Consider the following 22377-nt stretch of genomic DNA (forward strand, 5'->3'; position numbering starts at 1 on the left):
CAACTAGTTGTAAATGTAGTGAACTCATTTCTAATTAGCCAAATTTTATTCAAGCAAAATTAAAAAAGCGGGCCATAACCGAACCCGCCTTTTCGCTGTAAACCAAAACCAAATGGTAGTCTTAAAACCTCATCAAAAAAGGTTTATGTCTTGTTTGCCAAAATATAGTTTTCCGACTGTGCCCAAACAGGCACAATCGAAACAACTATAAGATAGATAGTTAAGTGTAATCTTTGCACCAGCCATATTATTTGACTGATGTTAATTCTTCAATTGGTTCTGCTGGCGATAAAACTTTATTCACTTTTTCAACTATAATTTCAGTGTCAACAGTGAAAGAAGCCTCTCCTTTAATATCGCTACTTGAGGCACCAATTTTCACCGTATAAGTACCGGGCTCAACTACCCAAACAGATCTGTCAGTATCAAATGATGCAATTGACTTAGCGTCAAAAGTGATAGAAATTTTTTCACTGGTGCCAGCTTCAAGTAACCCCGTTTTAGCAAAACCTTTTAATTCTAATTGTGGCTTGTCTAAAGTCTCTCCTGGAGCAGATACATAAAGCTGAACCACTTCTTTGCCGGCAGAGCTGCCTGTATTGGTAATATTAACTTTGGCAGTAAGTTCATTATCAAATTTATCACTGCTTAAGCTTAAACCATCATAACCGAATGTTGTGTATGACAATCCATAACCAAACGGATATGCTACTGTTTTGTCAAAGGTGTTGTAGTATCTGTAACCAACATAAATGCCATCTTCATATGATATCTTCATTGGCTTACCTCTTGAAAAGCCTCCCATTTTGACCTCTTCTGCATCAGGAATAACTTCTCCTGGGAAAGTTTTGGCGCTAGGCACATCATCATAATTCATTGTGAATGTAGTTGCCAGTTTGCCTGAAGGAGTAACTTTTCCAACCAATACATCGGCAAGTGCATTACCCGCTTCCTGCCCACCTTGCCATGCCAATACAATGGCGTCAACTTTATCTCTCCAGCTGGCCGTTTCTATCACATTACCAATGTTCAAAATCATTACTACTTTTTTACCTTCCGCATGATAAGCATCGGCTACAGTATTGATCATTTTCTTTTCGGCAGCAGACAGGTAAAAATCACCTTCAGTCTTGCGGTCTTGAAATTCTCCTGAGTTTCTTCCAATTGTTATAAAAGCAATGTCTGTGGCTTTGGCTTGTGCTTTAGCCTCAGCCGCATCAACAGGCCTCTCGGCAATCGGAGGGAGCAGTTCAAAAAAGAATTTCTTTTCTGGTTGTTTGGCTTTTTCTGTTGCCATATAAGTTTCGTAAGTCTCTTTTAAATCAGCTGCAACAGGAAGGTTAGTATTGGCTAATCCTTCTACTAATGATACTGTGTAAGCCTCATTAACATCTCCACTACCGGTGCCTCCAGCTATAAACTCATAGGAACCATTACCAAAGGCAGCAATTTTCTTAGCTTCTGAAGCTAATGGCAGCGCACCATCATTTTTAAGAAGAATTATACCTTCAGAAGCAGCTTGTCGGGCTACAGCAGCATTGCCTTTAAGGTCTGGCTTGTCAGAATATTCGTACCCTTCAAAGGAAGGCGATTGAAATACTATGGATAAAATCCTTCTGGCGTTAGTGTCAAGAACTTTTTCATCTAGAGCGCCACTTTTTACGGCATTAATTAAGATCTCTTTTTGCTGCGGAGCACCAGGCATAATTACGTCATTACCAGCTTGCATCTGTGCAACCGGATTTAACCCTGCAAACCAGTCGGTCATTACAAAACCTTTAAACCCCCACTCATCTCTAAGCACTGTTGTTAACAAGTCCTTATTTTCTGAAGCTGTAGTGCCGTTGATAGAATTGTAGGAACTCATTACTGTCCATGGGTCAGAGGACTTGATCGCTATTTCAAAACCTCTTAGGTAAATTTCTCTAAGGGCTCTTTCACTAACAATTGTGTTTAGTGACATTCGGCTCGTTTCTGAATTGTTGGCTACAAAATGCTTGATTGAGGTTCCAACTCCATTAGACTCAATGCCATTAACCACAGCAGCGGCCATGTACCCACTTAACAATGGATCTTCAGAATAGTATTCGAAATTTCTGCCAGCCAAAGGGTTTCGGTGGATGTTCATAGCCGGTGCCAATAGCACATCTACACCATATTCTTTGACCTCATGGCCCATAGCCTTTCCAACTTTTTCAGCCAGATTAACATCCCAGCTTGAGGCCAACACGGTGGCAATAGGAAAAGCCGTGCAGTAGTAAGTATTTGTATCTGTAGAATCTCGAGTAGGCTGGATTCTCAAACCTGCAGGTCCATCGGCCAATACTATTCCAGGGATTCCCAGCGAATCTAAAGGGTAAGTGCTTCCAGCTTGTCCAGGTACTTTAGGAGCAACCTCAGCCTCTGTCATTCCAGGTATGGCCATTCCTGTGCCCACAACAAGGTTTACCTTGTCTTCAAGGGTAAGGCGGGGCATTAAGTCATCCAGTCGCTCACCTAAAGAGGCGTTGCTGTCCTCATAAATTTCCATTGTTCCGTTGCCATTCAAATCTTTGAAGGCAACAGGCGATTCACTCTTAGTGCAGGCTGCCAAAATGAGCAAGCTTAGACCCAGATAGTTTTTAGTTTTCATAATTTTCAATGTGTCTTAATGACACTAAGATAAATAATTTATTTTTTTTAACAACTTTGTTATTAATTAGTGGTGATGATCGATTTTAAAACAGACAGTTTTCAGCCAGGCTTATCAGTTGATTGTGTGATTTTCGGGTTTCATAATAATGAGCTAAAGGTGCTGCTACTCAAAATGAAGAACCTCGATTTTTGGGCTTTGCCTGGAGGGTTTGTTGGTAAAGATCATGGAGTGGATGAGGAGGCAAATCGAGTGCTTGAGTCACGGACAGGGTTAACCGATATTTTTTTGCGTCAGTTTTATTTATTCGGTAATGTGGGTAGAACATCTACAGAACACCTTGACTCTTTGGAGGCACAGGGCCTTATATCATCAGATAATGTTTCTTGGTTCAGGAAGCGATTTATTACTGTGGGCTATTATGCACTTGTCGAATATTCAAAAGTTAAGCAGCCAACAGTTGATGATATTTCGGAGCGGTGCGATTGGTGTTCTATTAACGAACTTCCGGAGATGATGCATGACCATCTGGATATTTTGAAAAAGGCTCATGAAACGCTTAAAAAGGAGTTGAATTATCAGCCTATTGGTATAAACCTCCTCCCTCAAGAATTTACTATGCCTGAGCTACAGGCTTTGTACGAGACCATACTTGAGAAGCCCTTAGATCGGAGAAATTTTAGGCGAAAAATGCTTGGTTATGAAATTCTGATCAATACCGATAAAAGGAGAACCGGAGTTGCGCATAAATCACCCAACCTCTATAAATTTGATGTTAAGAAATACCAGAAAGCCATACAAGGAGGGCTATCTCAGAGCTGGTAATTACATCCAATACTATGCAATTATGAGAATCAAACCCTCAAATATGGCTTCAGTCTATGTTGTAAAAATTAGACTTTTTTAAGATATTTTAATTATTATTAAGGTATGTCTGAATTCCTCTAACGACATCATCCAGCCTGTCAATTTCTTTTTCCAGATAGTTTATGAGTTCCTTTTGCTCTTGTTCTGGTACATGAGAATAGATATTGACAATTCCCTTAATTGATGCGACAGGTGACCGCAATTTGTGGGCATTCATAAAAGCATATGTATCTATCACTTCATTTTTATCTTTTATGGTCAGCGAATCTTGCTCTGCTTTTAACTCCAAATCTTTATTTAGCAAGGTTATTTTTCTATTTGTTTCAGCTAGCACATTTGCATTCTTTTCCAGTAACTCATATTGCGTTTGTAATAGCTGATTTTTGTTTGATATTTCTTGTGAGTAGATTTTCGTTTTTTTATACTGAATGAGCATTAGAATCGTAACAATAATTGAAAATAGCCCTATTAGAACCCAAATAAATTTTTGTTGTTTTTCAATCTTGGCCTCCTCCAAAGCTAATTTTTTTTCCATCTGAGTTTGACTAAGCCGTTGGTTTATATCCCTAAATACATAGTCTACAGTCAATTGTTGATCATATATTTGTTTGTGCAAGCTCAAGTAATTCTCGTAAAATATAGTTGCATTATGGTAATCATTTATGCGATTGTATGATTGTGCTAAATGCTTGTATAGAACAGCTTTGGTGAGTAAGGCCACCTTCAACTCCTTGTCCAGTTTTTCCCCTCTCAATAATACTTGATGCGCTTTCAGTGTATCCTGCATTTGCAGATAGGCTTCTGATATCCCGATAAAACATCTTATTCGATTTCCAATATTTCCTTTAGGGTTCTTGAAATCACTTTTTTCCAATGAAGTGTTGAAATCAGCAATCGCTTCAGTGTAATTGTGGTTTGCGGCTTTAGATCTTCCAAGAATTTCGTAGTAGGGAATCTCGATGCTTGTAAGTTGTTTAGGAGCATCAGCAATTAATGGAAACAGGTTTTCAGCTTGTTTCAATAATTCAAGGGATAATGTATTATTCTCCAGCTGCAAGTTAGCATCTGCTTGATTGATAAGGCTTATTATCTGGTCATCAACTTCACCAGCGACTTTTGATAACTGATAGTCTTCTATAAATAACTTAAGGGCTTCATTAGGAAGATTTAGCTTCATATAAACATGGCCTGTGTTATTCAATAGTGCACCCCTGTCATAACTAACATTATCGCTATCATCAATATAACGCTGCAATGAATGTAAATACTCAAGAGCAATAAAAAATGCTCCCTCTCTCATTGCCAGAAAAGCAAGAAATTCATAGCTATCGGTTATCCCTTTGTCGTACTGAAAGTCAATTGACAAGTCTAGTGCTTTGTTAAAGTAACTTCGTGAAGAATCATTATTGCGATAAAAGGGTTTACTGTATAGAACCCCTTTCTGTATCAAAGTTTTAATGAGTAGAAGACTGTCTGATTTAGCCCGCGCCATGTCTTCAGCTGTTTCCAAATGAGACAGACCGTCTGAATCACCACTCGCTGTTAGAAATGAGCCAGTAATGAGATGGTCATAACCAGTACTTTTCAGATTGTTTTCGCTCAAAATCGTATTTAATACTTCCTCACTAATTTTGTTCGATTCTATATAATTAATTATTGTGTCAATTCTGTTTATAAAATCTCCAGGTTGAGCAGGCTTAATTTGTGCGATTGACTCGCAAATTGTAATAGCCAATAGTATTAACGTGCCTTTCATGGCGTAAGGAGTCATAGCGATCTTTGTGAGGTTCGTAATTTAGTGTGACTGAAATTGGCAGCCGATCCAGTTATATCTGTTTTTTGTTGGTTCGCATAGCCAATGGGATAGGAAATTTTACCAGTTTCCAATTTCCCAAATCCCATACTCCAACTCATTGCTTTTTTAACTTTAATAATTTTATTTAGCCTTACATTCAATAATGATAATCCACAAGTTTGAGCAATAATATTTCCTGCTCCATAATAACTAGCAAAGCCTCTATTTCCTTTTCCAGGTTATTTTACACATTGTCATACTTGGTTGGATATATCTCTCAGTAAATATATTATTTTTTTGAATGATACTTCTTAAGTCCTCTATGTCATTGACTTAGCATTAGTTTCTGCATCTTCTCCCTAAGACATGTTGATGATGCATTTGAGGAAATAAAAAACGCAGTGGTTATTGTGAAACGACACCGATGGTGGAAAACAGCTCTGATACAAATGGAGAAAAAAACAGAAGAGTGGAGTTCAAGGTGCTTTCAATTCAAAACTGATAGCCTTTGCTACATCCAATATTCGGCACCAACGGCAATCAAAGCACCAAATACAGCTACAATAAGTTTTCTGGCATTGAAATGATGGTTTTCACTGGTTTCGAAAACTATGGTTGTTGAGATGTGTAAAAAATTACCACTTACAATGGCGAATAAGATGGTAAACACCTCATCAGGTAAAGCACTGTTTTCTACATAAAAATCACCTATTAGCATTCCAACAGGTGAAGCCAGAGCAAAAAGCAGAAGATAAACTATGGCAAGTTTGTTGTTTTTCAACTGGCATACGATAATTGACATCAAAGCGAAAGCAGCTGGAGCTTTGTGTAATACAATGCCAACCAAAAGGCTGTTCGCATCGTGATGTGCATGAATGACACTAGGGTGTGCCAGCAGGCTGCCCTCCAGTAATGCATGAATAATCATGGCGCCTAATACCATAATGGATGCTGTAATACCATGCCGATGATCGCCTTCATGTTTGTGTACATGGCCGTGCTCAGCACCCGAAGTAAAATACTCAAGAATTTGCTGTAGGAAGAAACCAAGCAGCACATATAACCCAATGCTTGTGGGGTTTTCAGCCTGAGAAAACAGCTCAGGCATGATATGGATAATGGTAATAGAAAATAGATATGAACCTGCAAAGACTAATGCAAGCTTATAGTTTTTCTTGTCAAGGTCTGGAATAATAAAAACCAACAGACCTGATAATATGGCACATAAAAATAATACGCTGATGCTGAAAAACATGTAGGCTCTGAAATTTGAAGTGGCAAATATACAACAGTGTTGCATTTAAGCATTATCAAGATTCGATTGTTGCAGGATATTTTACATTTTTATTGATTTAAAAATGACAACTTTGGAGTAACTATTAGCCTGTAATCTGATCTTGAAAAATAAAATAATACTTTCCTATCTACTTGCTGCCGGACTAGTCGGCTCTCTGATTACTTCAATATTCATGTTTTATGATCATTCTTCGAGGTACAACTTGTTGTTTAGGTCTACTAAAGTTCATTTGTGGTATCAGATAATAATAGGGCTATTTCTTTTATACTGCATTTATCACTTTGTGAGGATTGCGAAATTGTCATCTAAAATGCGGAAAGCGGCTCAGGAGCAGCGGGAAGCAAAATCAAGAAGATTCGAGTTGCTGATATTCGCTTTGATGTTATCGCTATTATTTTATTCCTTATTTTATACCGTACCCGGAATGAAGTATTATCCAACCTCATGGGAGTATGGTCTTTACTTGTTTAATAGTTTTCTGGAGTTGCTACTGTTGATTTCCGTGATATCTGCACATGCTGAGGCAAGTGCTTCATTTGCTAAAAAGAAACAGAAATATGCCATCACCGGAGCGGCAACTGGTATACTTCTGTTTTATGTTTATTATCAGTTGAGCTAATTCAGTTATTCATCCTTCAAACTATTCACCGGATTAGTATTAGCAGCTTTGATGGTCTGAATACTGACCGTTAGCCAGGCTACAAACAAGGCGCTTAATCCGGCAACAACAAATATCCACCAGCTTAGCGGTATATGGAAAGCAAAATTAGCGAGCCATTGATCTGCCAAGTAATAGCTAACAGGAAGGGAAATAATAATACCTATCAATATCATTTTGGTAAAATCACCTGAAAGCAGGTACAAAATACTAAACTGTCCGGCTCCCAGTACTTTTCTAATGCCGATTTCCTTGGTTCTGCGCTCCAGCGTAAATGCCGACAATCCAAACAAGCCAAGACAGGAGATAAGAATGGCTAATCCTGAAAAATATTTGGCCAGACTGCTCACCCGCTGCTCTGCTTTGTACAAGGCCTCATAATCCTGATCCAGAAATTGTGGCTTAAACACATATCCTGGGTTGATTTCTTTGTAAACCTCTTCAATACCAGCTATCGCCTTTGCCTCATTGCCTTTTTCCAGTTTGGCAATCACAAAATGTGTCTCCTTGGGATTATAAAGAATGATCATGGGCTCTATCTTGGTGTGAAGTGATATTAGATTAAAGTCCTTGACTACACCAACAATTTTTTTGTCACCTGTATAATGGGTTATGGTTTTACCGATAGGGTCTTCCATGCCCATCGCTTCTAAAGCGGTTTCATTAATTATCACGCTCGCAGAATCAACACTGAACTCTTCGGTAAACTCACGGCCGGCAGCCATTTCCATTCCCATCAACTCTAGCATGCCCATTCCGGCTTTTATTTCCCAAAATTGTATCTGATCCTCTTCGGTTTTGCCTTCCCAATCTACACCTCCGGTAGAGTTGCCGCCACCTATTATAAATCCTGAAAGGGCCGCACCTTCCACACCATTCACTTGTTTAAGTTCGTTTATTACAGTCTCTGAATTTTCAAGTATTTTACCTTCACGTTCAAAGTATATAATGTTATCACGGTCGTAGCCTAAATTCTTGTTTTGAAGAAAACTCATCTGTCCTTGAACTACAATAACTGCAACTATGAGAATGATGGATAAAGCAAACTGAATAACGACCAATACCTGTCTTCCTCTAACTTCACCTTTACCTTTGGACAGCTTACCTTTTAGTAGCGCAATTGGGTTAAAAGAAGATAAGTAGAGTGCGGGGTAGCTGCCAGCTATTAAGCCTACAAATACAATAACTGAAGAGGCAGCCAAACCAAACTCCCATGTAAAGTCAAAGCTTAGTGTCTTGCCAGAAACCAGGTTAAACTGTGGCAGAAAAACCCAAACTAAACAAAGTGCCAAAAACATGGACGCCACACTGATAAGGACAGACTCTGTAAGGTGCTGGTTGATCAATGAAGGTCGGGAGGCGCCTAATGTTTTCTTTACGCTGATCTCCTTGGTTCTCTGAGTGGCCTTTGCGGTAGAAAGGTTGATAAAATTGATGCAGGCTATAAATAGAATGAAAAATGCCACAATTGAAAACAAGCGCACATACTCTATTCTTCCGCCAGCTTCTTTTCCGTTTTCATAATTGTTGTAAAGGTATTGATCTGAGTATTTTTTTAGAAAAAGCGTCACCCGATCACTTTCCAGATTTTTCTTCAGGATTTTATCTATCTGAGTGGCCGCGTTCTGCTGGTTTTTAGGGTCGTTCAAAGCCACTACTATTCTGGCATAATAATTACCCCACTGCTTGTACTCAATCATATTATGGTAAAACTCCCATGACATGATAAAATCGAATTGATCTGAAGAAGCATTGGGTGTATCTTTCATTACTCCTCTTACAAAAACCTCCTTCTGCTTTTCCCAGAAATGCCATGTGATATTTTTGCCGATAACGTCAGTAGAGCCGAAGAGCTTTAGCGCCAATGCTTCTGATATAACAATACCAGATTCATCTTTCAGTGGATTCTTATCACCACTCGGAAATAGCTCGTAGGAAAAAATATCAAAGAATGATGAATCAGCAAATTTGCCTTCTGCTCTGAAGTAAGAATCGTTGCTGGAGAGTGTAAACTCATGTGTATCGGTGAAAACGGTGGAGGTTTCTATTTCCGACACTGTCACTAATTCATCTTTCAGTAAGCCGGGCACGCCTCGCCATGTAGAGATCCCGCTGGCATCTGAATGGTTAGAATAGATTTGAAATAGCTGTTCGTCTTTTTGATGGAATTTATCCATCTCAAGCTCATCATTTACCCAAAGGTAGATGAATAGCACAGCAGCTATGGCGGTTGACAAACCGATGAGGTTGATCAGAAATTGTGATCGGTATTTCAGAAAGCTTCTGATCGTGAGTTTTAAATTGTGTCGTTGCATGGTTAAAAAGTTTGAGTTTTGACTTGAGAACATTTTTAAAAATTCGGGCCTGAAATATTTCAGGACACTCCAATAGAATTTTCTTCTGGCTTTTTGAGGAGACACTTCATACTGCATCTCGAAGATTTCAACAAGGTCGCCTTCCACTTCTTCAATGAAATCTTCTCTGCAAAACCAACGTAGAAATTTTATGGCTCTATGTGGGGGATCTGGTCTCAATTAAATGAGATTTCAGGTATTTGCTGATAAATTTCAGTTCTGATGGAGTATTGCTGATCAAGGGCTTGTTTGCCAAATGCTGTGATCACATAGAATTTTTTTCTTCGCCCACCACGATCAGAGGTGATGCCTCCAAAGCGCGATTTGACAAAGCCTTTTTCTTCCATGCGTTTAAGAGCCACATGGATGGCACTGATATTTACTTTTTTATCCAGTTTGGTTTCGAGGCTTTCGAGGATGGCTACTCCATATGCTTCGTCATGTAGAGCGGCAACCATAAGCAGGACAAGTTCTTCAAATTCCCCTAATGATGGTGGTTTCATAGACCTGATATTTTATTTACTTAACAAACGTGAATATAATATATTAGTTTCATAATTGTTAAGTAAATAAAAATGTTAAAGCCCAATCAAATGATGATTGGGCTTTAAAGCTCTATTCTGACTTCAGCGAGTTGACTGGGTTTAGCAGTGCTGCTTTAAGCGCCTGATAACTCACTGTGATTATTGCTACCAATAATGCTACCCCTGAAGTGATGACAAAATACCACCAACTTATATGTATAGCATATTCAAACTTTGTCAACCATATATCTAGCAGATAATAGGCAAATGGTATTGATAGAATGCTAGCGATAAGTACAGGTGAAACAAAATCTTTTGACAGAAGCCCCCAAAGGCTGGAGGTGCTGGCGCCCAGTGTTTTGCGTATACCTATCTCTTTGGTACGCTTTTCTGCAACAAAGCTTGCCAAGCCAAACAGACCAAGGCAACTAATAACAATCGCTAAAATAGAGAACATTGTGATTAGGCTTCCCACTCGCTCTTCACTGCGAAATTTTTGATCATACTCTTCATCTACAAAACTGTAATCAAATGGCGCGTTTGGAGCAACTTCTCTTATTACGTTTTCTACTCTAGTTATTGCTTCTGCTGTACTTAAATCAGAGTTCAGTCTTAGAAACATCCAGTAAAGTGGCCTTTCAGTCAAAAACATAATGGCCGGTTTTGCTTTTTCGAATGGGTTTCCCTTTACCATATCTTTCACTACTCCAACTATTGTGATTTCCGGATCACTGTAGAAGTCATTGTTAAATTTAAGCTGCTTGCCCACGGCTTCATCAAACCCCATTATTTCTTTGGCCGCCTCTGTAATAATTACTGACTTGCGGACATCGCCTCTGATATCTCTGGAAAAATCTCGACCTTCTATTATTTCCCATTGCACAACTTTTCCGTAGTCATAATTGACCTTAACAGTATTAAAAGAGGGGTCAAATGAAGGGTCCTTACCCTCCCAGTCAAAGCCATCGTTATTGCCCAGTGTATTTGTCAAAGGATAACTTGCCTCTCCAATGCTTTCAACAGCCCCGGACTTTTCAAACTCCGCCTGTAGCACATCATATTTACCATAAAGCTCACTGGTTCTCTTCTGTAGTGTTACCAAATTGGTTTTTCCGTACCCTACGGGCCTAGATTTTACAAACTGGATTTGATTATAGATAACAAGGGTTCCACATATAAGTGTGATAGAAATGGTGAATTGAAAGATTACTAAAATTTTTCGCGGAAGTGATGCAGAGCGGCTGGTTTTATAGTCTCCTTTTAACGATTTAATTGGGCTAATGGAAGAAAGATAAAATGCAGGGTAGGCTCCGGCTATTATTCCTGTTAGCATTGTGGTGCCGAGACTTATTAGCCAAAAAAGTGGTTCATAAAATGGTAATTGGATATTCTTCCCTGCAAGACCATTAAATGCTGGCAAAAGCACTATGGAAAGAATAATAGTTATACCGAAGGATATGAAAGCTATAATGAGTGATTCTATCAAGAACTGGTGAATTAACTGACCTTTTCTTGATCCCACACTTTTACGCACTCCTATTTCAAGTGCCCTTTTCTCTGATCTTGCTGTACTAAGATTGATAAAGTTAATGCAGGCAAGTGCCAGTACAAAAACACCTACTAATCCTATAATCCAAACAAATTTTAGGCGCTGACTTAATACCTTCTCACCATTCTCATATTCAGAAAATAGATGCCAATTTTTCATTGGTTCTACAAATAATAATCGCTCCCCTGGCCCGCTTACATGAGGTTGTAATAAGTCCTTTATCAATTCATTTGTGTTTGCCAGATTAGCATTATCGGGTAATAGCACAAATATTTGAGTGAAATAATTGTCCCAAACAGTCACATCTGACCATCCATCAATATAGAGTTCAAATGGAGCTAAAAAGTCATAGCCTTTAAGTGCTGAATTGGTAGGGAAATCTTCATATACCCCATTGACAGCCAGCTCCTGGCTACCGTTATATTTTATTGTTTTGCCTACCGGATCTTCATCATCAAAAAGCTTTTGTGCCAACTTATGAGAAATTAAAATTGAGTTAATGTCTGTTAGGCCAGCTCTTGATCCTGACAGCATATTGACACTAAATAGCTCGGGGCCATCCTTCTGCAGGAACAATCCCGTTTCAGTAAAATTATCTCCTTCGTTGCTTAAGATAACTTCCTCTGGTCTTGATCGGGCAATTACAACATGCTCAAATTGACTTGAGAAATTTTCGCGTAGATGCGTGCCCAGTCCCGGAGGCATTACACTACCTACTTCAACTTCTTGTCCATCATTATGTTGCACTCTCATAACCTTGGCTATGTTTTCATAATTATTGAAAGACTTGTTAAAAGAGAGCTCATCATGAACCCATAGACCAATAAATAATGCTATGGTCATGCCCAGTGTTAGACCAAGTATATTGAGGAATGAGTAGCCCTTGTTTTTATTTAAACTTCTAAATCCGATTTTGAAATGATGTAAATGCATGTTGTTGAAATTTGAGTTTGACCAATAATTTTTAATAGCAAATGGCCTTAGGTAATGGAGTACCTGATACCAATAATTAAGTTTTGCTCTTGTTGTTGATTTATTTTTAATGGAGCTGTAATACTTTTCATCCAGATCGCCCAATACTTCTTCAACCAGCTCATCTTTGATGAACCACTCGAGTAATTTTTGGGCAATTTTTGGAGGGTTTGAAGACAGCATATTATTCTGATCTGATGGTATCTGCAGGGTTAATAAATGATGCCCTAATGGCTTGAATACTTACTGTTGCTATAGCTATGACCAATGACGCAGCTCCTGAAATCGCAAAAAACCACCATTTAAGCTCTATGTGATATTCAAAGCCCTGTAGCCAATTTTCAGATAGCAGATAAGCAATAGGGAATGAGATCAATATGGATAGGAATACCAGCTTTACAAAGTCTTTCGTAAGTAGTGTGGCTATTTGAGAAACTCTGGCTCCCAGCACTTTTCTGATGCCTACTTCCTTAGTGCGCTGCTCTATTGTGAACATGACCAGCCCCAATAGGCCCAGACATGAGATGAATATGGCAAGAAAGGCAAAATATCCTGCCAGCTTTTTTACAACTTCTTCACCACTATAAAGCAGTCCAATTTCATCCTCATAAAAATGATAGTTGAAAGTAAATTCAGGATTCATTTCCTTATAAACTTTTTCAAGATTATTGACAGCAGCAATGGTCTGATTAGGATCTACGCGCACGATGCCCCAGCCACCTCTATTCCCTCTTTTGAATGATAAAATAATGGGTTCTATAGGCACGTGAAGCGAATTGTAATGGAAGTCTTTAACAACCCCGACAATTTGGCCTTCTCTTCCCCACATGTTGATTGATTTACCTATTGGGTCTTTGAAGCCAAAAACCTTAAGAGCAGATTCATTAATTATATAATTCGTTGAGTCATTAAAGTCTCTGGAAAAATCCCTTCCCATCACAATGTTGGTTCTTAAGGTCTCAGAAAATTCATAACCAATTGAGCTTACTACAAATACTGGCTTTGCATCTGGATCTTTGCCGGCCCATTTTACATTACTCGTGGTATTTTCTAAATGAATTAAGTGACTACTGGTTTGACTCATGCTTTCAACCCCTGGCAGCTCCATAGACTTGTTTTTAAAAGTCTCAAAGTTTTTGGCTACGGCTCCATTTAAAGGAATATAAAGGAGGTGGTCTTTTTGATAACCCAGGTCCTTACTTTGAACAAATTTCATCTGTTCAGATATCGTAAACATGCCAGCAATAAATACGGTAGACAGCCCAAACTGGAAGACTACAAGGCCTTTTCTAAGCACAACAGAATAGGTGCTGTTCTTTACAGTCTGCCTTAAGATGCTGATGGGTTTGAAAGATGACAACAGAAATGCTGGATAACTACCAGCCAGCAATCCAACAATCAGGTTTGAGGCAATTATCATCATCCAGAAACTCCATGAGTTTATAGGTAAATCAAGCTGTTTACCAGTTAATAGATTAAAATAAGGAAGGAGCAGCCCTATTAGTAATAAAGAGATTATAGCTGCTATGCTGGAAATGATGCATGCCTCAAATAAAAACTGGTAGATGAGTGAAATCCTTTTGGCACCATTTACTTTTCTTACTCCAATTTCTTTAGCTCTGCGCATAGATCGGGCAGTGCTCAGGTTCATGAAATTTATACTTGCAATAACCAAAATGAATAAAGCCACTAGCCCAAAAAGAGAGACTAATTCTATTCTACCTCCCGCTACTTTACCATTCTCAAACTTTGAATAAAGGTACCTGTTGGCATAGGGTTGCAGATCGAGTTCCATGTGATTGGCCTCAGTATACTTAGCGTCATACTTGGCTATAAACTCCTTTATTTTTGGTCTGAGTTCTTCGGCAACGGTATTTTCGGCCAACATGATATAAGTGTTCGGGCCGCTGTTGTGCCAATCTTCTATCCATTCATTGCGTTGGGTAAAAAACCTCCAATTGATGATATAGTCAAATTTTTCTGATACATCTGATTGATGATCTTCAAAAACACCAGTGACTTTTAGCTCATCATAATTTTCAAGTTTAATTAGCTCACCAATGGCATGTTCGGGTCCTCCAAATAGAGCATCTGCCATTTTTCTGGAGATAACTATACTTTCAGGCTCATTTAGTATGTTTTCCCTGGAGCCTAGAATAAGAGGGTAGGAGAAAATTTTGAAGAAGTCTTCAGCAGCATAAAAGCCACCTACTATTATTTTTTCATTATTCCTAGCGGAGAAATTGTGCCATTCTTTCCAGCTAATGTTTGAAGCATGTTCTACTTCAGGAAATACTTTTTTCAGTTCTTCCCCTAATAGTCCCGGAGTGTCATATCCAGTATAGGTAAGTTCATGCCCAGTGTATTCGCGGCTTGTTATGCTATAAATGCGATCAAGGTTATTATGAAATTTATCCATAGCTACCTCATCTTGAACCCACACAAAGATCAATAGGCTGCAGGTAAAACCTAGTGACAAACCAAGAATGTTAATAGCCGAAAAGCTGCGATATTTTAACAGGTTCCGATAACTGATTTTAAAATAGTTGTTGAACATGCTGAGATTGTTTGAGTTTGACCTATAGTTTTTGAGCGCAAAGGGCCTCAGATAATTAAATACCTGATACCAATAATTGAGCTTTGCTCTTGTTGTTGATTTATTTTTAATTGAGTAGAAATACTTTTCATCCAAGTCACCTAATACTTCCTCTGCCAGCTCATCTTTAATGAACCACTCTAAAAGTCTTTGAGCTAGTCGTGGAGGTATGGATTTCTTATTATTATTCATACCTCAGGGCTTCTACAGGATTTCTGTAAGAAGCTTTAATGGTGTGATAGCCAATGGTGACCAATGCAATGGCCAGAGATATTAAGGCTCCTACTATAAATATTACAAAGTTGATATCAACATGAAAGGCAAAATTTTGAAGCCAATCATTTAGCAAATAATAGGTTATAGGGCTAGCAATGATGAAGGCCAAAACCACTAAAAGCAGGAAATTTCTTGAAAGCAGAAAGGTAATCTGAAAGGCATTGGCACCTAATACTTTTCTAATCCCTACTTCTTTAATTTTTTGCATCACCATGATAGACGATAAGCCAAATAATCCCATGCATGCAATAAGGATGGCCAAAACTGTCATAATGCTAACTACTGCACTCATCTGGTTATCAGATTGGTAGAGTGTAGCGAAATGCTCATCTAAAAACATATAATCAAAAGGCCAATCTTTAATATGTCTGTCCCAAACATTTTCTATTTGAGCAATGGCAGCTTGAGGGTCATCACCCTTAATTTTTACAGACATCTCATCAAAGCCCCAGTCAGAATGAACTACCATTGACAAGGTGTTCACTTTATGATGGAGTGAATTGAAGTTGAAATCTTCAGTAACACCTATAATAGATCCTAATGAGTCATCAGGATACCATCCATGTCCGGCAGGAGTGCCGATAGGATCTTTAAGGCCAAGTTCCTTTACCAATTTTTCATTGATAATGTATGCCATTCCTTCATCAGTAGAATACTCCTTTGAAAAGGAACGACCCTCTTTTACTTTAATATTATAAACATCCAGGTAGTCATATTCTACAAAAACATTGGAAGGTGTCATTTGAAAAACCCCGGTATCGGTCTTTACCTTAAATCCCCACTGATGAAAATTATTACCCAATCGTTGGCCTGAAGCTGTTACCCCTGCTATTGAAGTCAGGTCAAGAAGCTCACTTTTTATCAGTTCAAATTTTTCATTGACTTCCCCATTCATACCTATGAGTACAATCTGATCCTTGTCGAAACCAACATCCTTATTTTTCATATAATTTAGCTGATTGAGCACAATCAATGTACTCACTATCATGGCTAAGGCTAGACCAAATTGTAACACTACAAGGGCACTTCTAAAAACGGATTTGTTACCGCTTTGCTTGTTTCCTTTCAAAATATTGATGGCTTTGAAGGCAGTTAAATACAATGAGGGGTAAAGTCCAGTTAATAAGCCAACACCAAGTGTAATGCTGAAGATAATAGCCAAATATTGAGGCTGATCTATGAAAAACCACATAGTCAGTTTTCTGTTGATGGCGTCATTTAGCCAAGGAATAGCCAGAATATTAATGGCAAAGGCTAATACTAAAGCTAGTAGTGCTAGCAAGATTGATTCTAAGATGAACTGATTGAACAATTGAATTTTTTGAGCACCCACAGCTTTTCTAACCCCGACTTCTTTCCATCTTTGGGAGGCCCGGGCAGTAGAAAGATTCATGAAATTGATACTCGCTATTATTAGAATAAATATTCCAACCATGGCAAAAGTATCTATATACTGGCCATTGAATTTTCTGTAGTTATTGTAATCATGCTCTATGTCTGATGAGTTGAGATGAACCTCTGCTAAGGGCTGTAGAAAAAGCTGATAATAGTCTAGAACTTCACGGTCTTCACTATTCTCTCCCATATGGCGGACAAGAAAGTCGTCTAACTTTGCTTCTAATGCATCAGCATTCACATTATCTTCAAGAAGCAAATAGGTATTCAAGAAGTTACTACCCCATTGATCATTAAAATCAGGATTCTCACTGGTAACAGTTGTCATAGAAAAGAGTACATTAAACTGCATGTGCGAAGTCTCTGGTACATCTTCAAGTATGCCGGTAATTTTTAAGAGGTTATCGCCCATCTTAATAGAGCTGCCCTGAGCTTCCTCGAGGTTATCAAAGAATTTTAAAGCAGTTTCTTCTGTAAGCAAAACTGTGTTTGGCTCGTTAAGTGCAGTTTCTCTGTCTCCTGAAACTAAAGGGAAGTCAAATATTTTGAGAAATGTAGAATCCACATTGAAAGTTTTCTCAACTGTATGGCTGATTTCGTCATTAGATAATAGTCTCTTACCCCTTTGATGAAAGCGTGTATAATTGATTACTTCAGGAAAATCTGAAAGCATATTTGGCCCCATGCCAGGCATTGACAGTGCTACCTTTTGCTCTTTTGTACCAGTGAAATTTTGTATTTCATCCAGTCGGTAAATGTGGTCTTTTTTAGAATGCATGCTATCGAAACTGGTTTCATCCATTATAAAAAGATAGATAGCCATGCATGCTGCTATGCCAACCGTGAGGCTGAAAATATTGATAAATGAGTAGCCTCTGTTTTTTAATAGATGGCGGTAGGCAATTTTGAGATTGTGCTTGTACATCGTTGTAGATTTTGAGTTTGACCTATAGTTTTTAAGAGCGAAAGGCCTTAGGTAGTTGAAGACCTGATGCCAATAATTGAGTTTCGCTCGCGTGGCTGATTTATTTTTTAATGAGTAGTAATACTTTTCATCCAGATCACCCAATACCTCTTCAGCTAGCTCATCTTTAATGAGCCACTCCAGTAGTTTTTGAGCGAATGATGGTGGTGAGTGCATTAAATATTAAAGTTGAGTTTATTAGCAAAAGCTGGGAACTGGTTCCATAATGAAACCTTAAAATCACGGGAGTTTTCTAAGGCTCGTTTCCCTGAGGCCGTTATCTCATAGATTCTTTTTCTGCGGCCACCACGCTCAGCACTGGCATCCCCCATTTTAGATTCCAAGAAGCCTTTGTCACCAAGCCTGGTAAGGGTGGAATGTACTGCGCCTATGGATACCGATCTTTCTGTTTGAGTTTCGAACTCTTCTGCTATTTTAAAGGCATAGGCTTCTGTGCCTAATATGCCTACCAATAGTAAAATAACTTCTTCGAAATCACCAAGTTTTGTCTCAATCATGATATTAGTTTCTAAATTGTATAACTAATGTACGGAACAAGTATTTATTTGTTCTACTTATTAGTAACAAATTAAAACGGTTGGGCCTTAAATAAATTGTAAGCCACTATTATTCAGAGGGTTTTGAAAAAATGTTTAAGAAAAAATATACCAATTGATTAGCTTTAGTCGTTCACTGGCAGTAGTTGGCGCTATTACATCTTAAAACTATATAACGTCAGGTCTTTGCAATCAATCAGCCTTCCCAAACTTCTCATTTTGTTTGTTTTATTTATTACGATAGCAACCGTATCTCACGGTCAGGTTAGAAAACGCTATCGGAAAAGTGCCCTTCAGCTTTCTTTAGTCTCTGGTGTAAGTACCAACGGTATCCATCCCGCATGGTATTTCAATAAATTTTCCTTCAATATTTTTTCAGGGACATCGGCCGGAGTGAAGCATTTTGAGATATCTGGTATTTCGAGTGCTACATTATCCTTCAGTACGGGTATTCAGATTGCAGGCATTGCCAATGTTGTTGGAACCAATACATTTGTTAATCTTAAAATATCAGATGAACGAGAGGTCATGAAGGAGGAGTTGAATGAACCCTTGATGCATGGCATACAGCTTTCAGGACTTATTAATTTGGTTAGGGGCAATGTATTTGGTGCTCAAATCTCAGGAGGACTGAATATAGCCTATGGTGCCATGTACGGAACTCAGTGGGCAGGATTTGGTAATGTTGTTAATGAGGATTTTAGAGGTGTTCAGCTTGCAGGTATTTATAATGTGGCCAGTCGGTCAGTGGCAGGTATTCAATTGTCGTTACTTGGCAATATTACCAGAGGGCCGATGACTGGTATTCAGTTGGGCATGTTCAATTCCAGCAGGAGGATGATGGGTAAAAATACCAACCCAAAAACCAGTGCCAGATCTATGCAGATAGGGCTATTTAATAGTTCCAGAACCATGGCAGGAACACAAATAGGGTTGATCAATAAAGCAAAAGAAATGTCTGGTACACAAATTGGCTTGATCAATTTTTTCAGTACCAGACCAGCAAAACGAGCTTCGAAAAGTGGAACGCCTATAGGCATACTTAATTTTGGATCAACAGGATCATTTACCAGATTTAGCTACAATGACCAGTTTCAGTATAATCTGGAAAGGTCTACCGGTAATTGTGCCAATTGCTCAGACACCCAATACCAACTGCCTTTAAATGATGATTTCCAAAGGTTCAATCAAAATAGTTTAATTGTAAGCTACAACCCAACAGAGCGACAAAAAGAACATGGTTATTGGGCAATGGGCTGGAGGTTTGAAAAACTATTGTATAGAAATTATACCCCCGTTCCGATGAAAAGTGGCCCGCAAAATGGAGCTTATTTCCTTGCCTGGGGAATGGGTAATCAACATATCAACTGGACAGATCAGATTGATACTAATTTGAGTGAATTAACTTCACTGCAAGCTACATATGGTAGAAGAGTCAAATTTTTAGCTTCATTTTACTTATATGTTACTGCTAGAATCAATACCTATTTTTATAAGGATACCACATATAAGCTCTCCCCAATAATGGTTTTATATGAAAATGACAGCAGCAATTTGAAATATATGAGCTGGCTTGGTTATACCATTGGTATTCAGGTATGATAGTCAATAATCAATGTCAGCTTGATGATTGATTCATTCACTTTTGAGTGATTCTGTAGGGTTTACAGTCGATGCCTTATAAACCTGGCTGCCAATGGTTAAAATAGTGAGAACTAAGACTATCATTATAACAGGAGCAATCATCCACCAGCTAAATTCAAACCTGTAGGCAAAATTAGAAAGCCATTTGTTCGAAGATATTATAGCTATTGGGAGCCCAATAATCAGCCCAATTAATGATAAAGACATTAGCTTTCTTGAAAGCAAGATCATCAATTGAAGTGGAGAGGCCCCTAAAACTTTCCTGATTCCCATTTCTTTAATTCTATCCTTGCTGGTAAGCGTAGCTAGTCCTAAAAGACCGATTAGAGATAATGAAATGGCAATTAGAGCAAAATAGAATGTTAAGTCTCCTAACTGCTTTTCAGAGCGGTACAGCTCCTCATAAGTTTGATCTTCAAAAGTGTAGCTCATTGGCAGTTCAGGAAGAATCTCCTTCCACATATCTTCTATTTGAGCAATGGTATTTTGGATATTGTCAGTGTTGACTTCCAGAATTAAAAAGGTGAAGTACCCTCGTGCAATACTCATGGTTAAAGGCGTTATTTTTTCATGCAATGAATTGAAATGAAAATCTTTTACCACCCCAATCACTTCACCCTTCCATCTGCCAGCTTGCAGAAAAGGAAGGCCAATGACTTCTTCTGGATTACTATAACCAAGGGTTTTTACTGCTGATTCATTAAGGATCATACTTTGCCTGTAGTCGGAAGGCCGATCTTCTTCAAACCCACGGCCAGCTATTATCTTAATGTCATATTGATTGATAAAATCATAATCAACATAATAGGAATCAGTGTAAAGTTCTTCCACCTGCCTATTTTTTGTGGGCAATTCTGTCATTGATTTTCTGCCCGATCTTCCAGGAACGCTTGAAGAAATGCTGGCACTCATAATGCCGGGAAGTGACTTTAATTTCTCTTTAATGGTCTTTTCATTTCTTTTTATTGATTCATCAAAATGGAAGTCAATAATCAGCTTTTGGCTTTTGCTATAGCCCAATTCTTTTGTCTGTAGATAGTTCAATTGTTTGGTGACCACGATGGCAGAAATAATCATGATAATTGATATTGCAAACTGAACTACAACTAACCCATTTTTCAAGATCAAACCCTTTGAACCGAGTTTTATATTTCCTTTTAGTAGACGATCGTATTTTAAATTGGTAAGTTCAAATGCTGGGAAAACGCCACTTAATATTCCAACGAAGAATGCTAAACCAAATACAAGCATATATAAACTGTAATGGTCAAATGGATTACCAATAATTGGTTTGTTTGCCAGCTGATTGATGGTGGGAGTAAAAAGAATAAAGAATGAAATGGCGATAAGACATGCGAACAAAGAGAATGAAGTTGAGTCAAGCAGGTATTGAAATTTCTGCTGTGTTTGGCTTACGCCCAAGATCTTTTTCATGCTTATTTCTTTAGCACGCTTAATGTAAAGGGCATTAGAAATATTAATGAAATTAAATACTGCAATAAATAGAACTAGTAGTGCGATAATGCCAAAAATATAGATGTTGTCAACATTGCCATGTAATGATGATCCTGTTCTGCTTCCTCTGGCATTCGCAAATAGATAAAGGTCTGCGAGGGGCTCTAATTCCGTAGAGTAAGACGCCTCTCCGCGCTGGATTTTCTGGTCAATAAATTGGCCGATTTTTTTATTTAATGCCGCTACATCACTGTTTTCATTAACTAGTAAGTAGGAGTAGCACCCAAAGGCAGTCCAGTTAGTGGCTCTGCCTGGGTTCCAAACTTCAATAAGAGAAGATAACGATAAGAAGATATCCACCTTAAAATGCGAATTCTCTGGGATGTCCTTCATTATACCTGTTACAAAAGATGAGGTGGTTCCATCAAGTTTTAATTCCTTTCCAATACAATCTAAAGTGCCGAAATATTTCAGTGCTGCAGTTTCTGAAAGAACTGCATTAAAAGGGGCCTTAAAAACGGTCTCTGGATTACCTTCAATAAGAGGAAATGAAAATACATCAAAGACGCTTTGTTCGACATAGGCTATATTTTCTTCTTGATAATTATCAACACTACTCTGCACCAACAGGTAATCTAAAAATACACGTGTGTAATTCTGAATTTCAGGGAACTGCTTGGCTAATTCTGGAGCAGCAGGTATGGCTGAGCTTTCTAGCTTTGTGCCTGTTGAGGTTTTTACATCGGTCACTAATCTGTAGATAGCATCCGTATTTTTATGATAGGCGTCATAACTAAGCTCGAAACTTATGTATTGGAAGGAGAACAGGCATACTAAAAATG

13 protein-coding genes are annotated in these 22377 nt (G+C 38.4%); 3 read left to right on the plus strand and 10 right to left on the minus strand.

Features of this window, described 5'->3' with window-relative positions; translation table 11 throughout:
* Positions 1-247: 247 nt before the first annotated feature.
* On the minus strand, positions 248-2632 hold the full coding sequence (locus E1140_RS17645) for a beta-glucosidase family protein (protein WP_246203009.1): 2385 nt from the start codon (positions 2630-2632) through the stop codon (positions 248-250).
* Between the two features lie 75 nt (positions 2633-2707).
* Here E1140_RS17645 and E1140_RS17650 point away from each other — a divergent pair, with 75 nt between their 5' ends.
* Complete coding sequence (locus E1140_RS17650; RefSeq protein WP_155187068.1) at positions 2708-3457, plus strand: NUDIX hydrolase; 750 nt, start codon at positions 2708-2710, stop codon at positions 3455-3457.
* Positions 3458-3545: 88 nt separating this feature from the next.
* Here E1140_RS17650 and E1140_RS17655 read toward each other — a convergent pair whose 3' ends face one another.
* Both E1140_RS17655 and E1140_RS17660 read right to left on the minus strand, forming a co-directional pair.
* Positions 3546-5255, minus strand: coding sequence for a phytochrome family protein (locus E1140_RS17655; RefSeq protein WP_155187071.1), 1710 nt, complete (start codon positions 5253-5255; stop codon positions 3546-3548).
* A 550-nt stretch (positions 5256-5805) separates the two neighbouring features.
* Positions 5806-6549: a ZIP family metal transporter gene (locus E1140_RS17660; RefSeq protein WP_155187074.1), complete on the minus strand. Its 744-nt coding sequence runs from the start codon at positions 6547-6549 to the stop codon at positions 5806-5808.
* Between the two features lie 142 nt (positions 6550-6691).
* Between E1140_RS17660 and E1140_RS17665 the strand changes: the two genes are divergently transcribed.
* Complete coding sequence (locus E1140_RS17665; RefSeq protein ID WP_155187077.1) at positions 6692-7210, plus strand: hypothetical protein; 519 nt, start codon at positions 6692-6694, stop codon at positions 7208-7210.
* A 5-nt stretch (positions 7211-7215) separates the two neighbouring features.
* Here E1140_RS17665 and E1140_RS17670 read toward each other — a convergent pair whose 3' ends face one another.
* From E1140_RS17670 to E1140_RS17695, 6 genes are all read right to left on the minus strand, one after another.
* On the minus strand, positions 7216-9783 hold the full coding sequence (locus E1140_RS17670) for an ABC transporter permease (protein WP_155187080.1): 2568 nt from the start codon (positions 9781-9783) through the stop codon (positions 7216-7218).
* Complete coding sequence (locus E1140_RS17675; protein ID WP_155187083.1) at positions 9780-10106, minus strand: PadR family transcriptional regulator; 327 nt, start codon at positions 10104-10106, stop codon at positions 9780-9782. The genes E1140_RS17670 and E1140_RS17675 overlap by 4 nt, the downstream gene beginning before the upstream one ends.
* A 112-nt stretch (positions 10107-10218) precedes the next feature.
* Positions 10219-12831: an FtsX-like permease family protein gene (locus E1140_RS17680; RefSeq protein WP_155187086.1), complete on the minus strand. Its 2613-nt coding sequence runs from the start codon at positions 12829-12831 to the stop codon at positions 10219-10221.
* A gap of 1 nt (position 12832) precedes the next feature.
* Positions 12833-15436, minus strand: a complete 2604-nt coding sequence (locus E1140_RS17685; protein WP_155187089.1) for an ABC transporter permease — start codon at positions 15434-15436, stop codon at positions 12833-12835.
* The gene (locus tag E1140_RS17690; protein ID WP_155187092.1) at positions 15429-18056 is read right to left on the minus strand and encodes an ABC transporter permease; all 2628 of its coding nucleotides are present in this window, start codon (positions 18054-18056) and stop codon (positions 15429-15431) included. Before E1140_RS17690 ends, E1140_RS17685 begins: the two co-directional genes overlap by 8 nt.
* Positions 18056-18397, minus strand: coding sequence for a PadR family transcriptional regulator (locus E1140_RS17695; protein WP_155187095.1), 342 nt, complete (start codon positions 18395-18397; stop codon positions 18056-18058). The genes E1140_RS17690 and E1140_RS17695 overlap by 1 nt, the downstream gene beginning before the upstream one ends.
* Before the next feature lie 258 nt (positions 18398-18655).
* Between E1140_RS17695 and E1140_RS17700 the strand changes: the two genes are divergently transcribed.
* Positions 18656-20038 carry an LA_2272 family surface repeat-containing protein gene (locus E1140_RS17700; RefSeq protein ID WP_155187098.1) on the plus strand — a complete coding sequence of 461 codons (1383 nt, stop codon included), beginning with the start codon at positions 18656-18658 and terminating at the stop codon, positions 20036-20038.
* Positions 20039-20071: 33 nt separating this feature from the next.
* On the opposite strand, the gene E1140_RS17705 is transcribed toward E1140_RS17700, so the two are convergent.
* On the minus strand, positions 20072-22377 hold a 2306-nt coding region (locus tag E1140_RS17705; protein WP_155187101.1), incomplete at its 5' end, for an FtsX-like permease family protein.

Origin of the sequence: Fulvivirga lutimaris, assembly GCF_009711525.1 — a bacterium.
Taxonomy (GTDB): Bacteria; Bacteroidota; Bacteroidia; order Cytophagales; family Cyclobacteriaceae; genus Fulvivirga; species Fulvivirga lutimaris.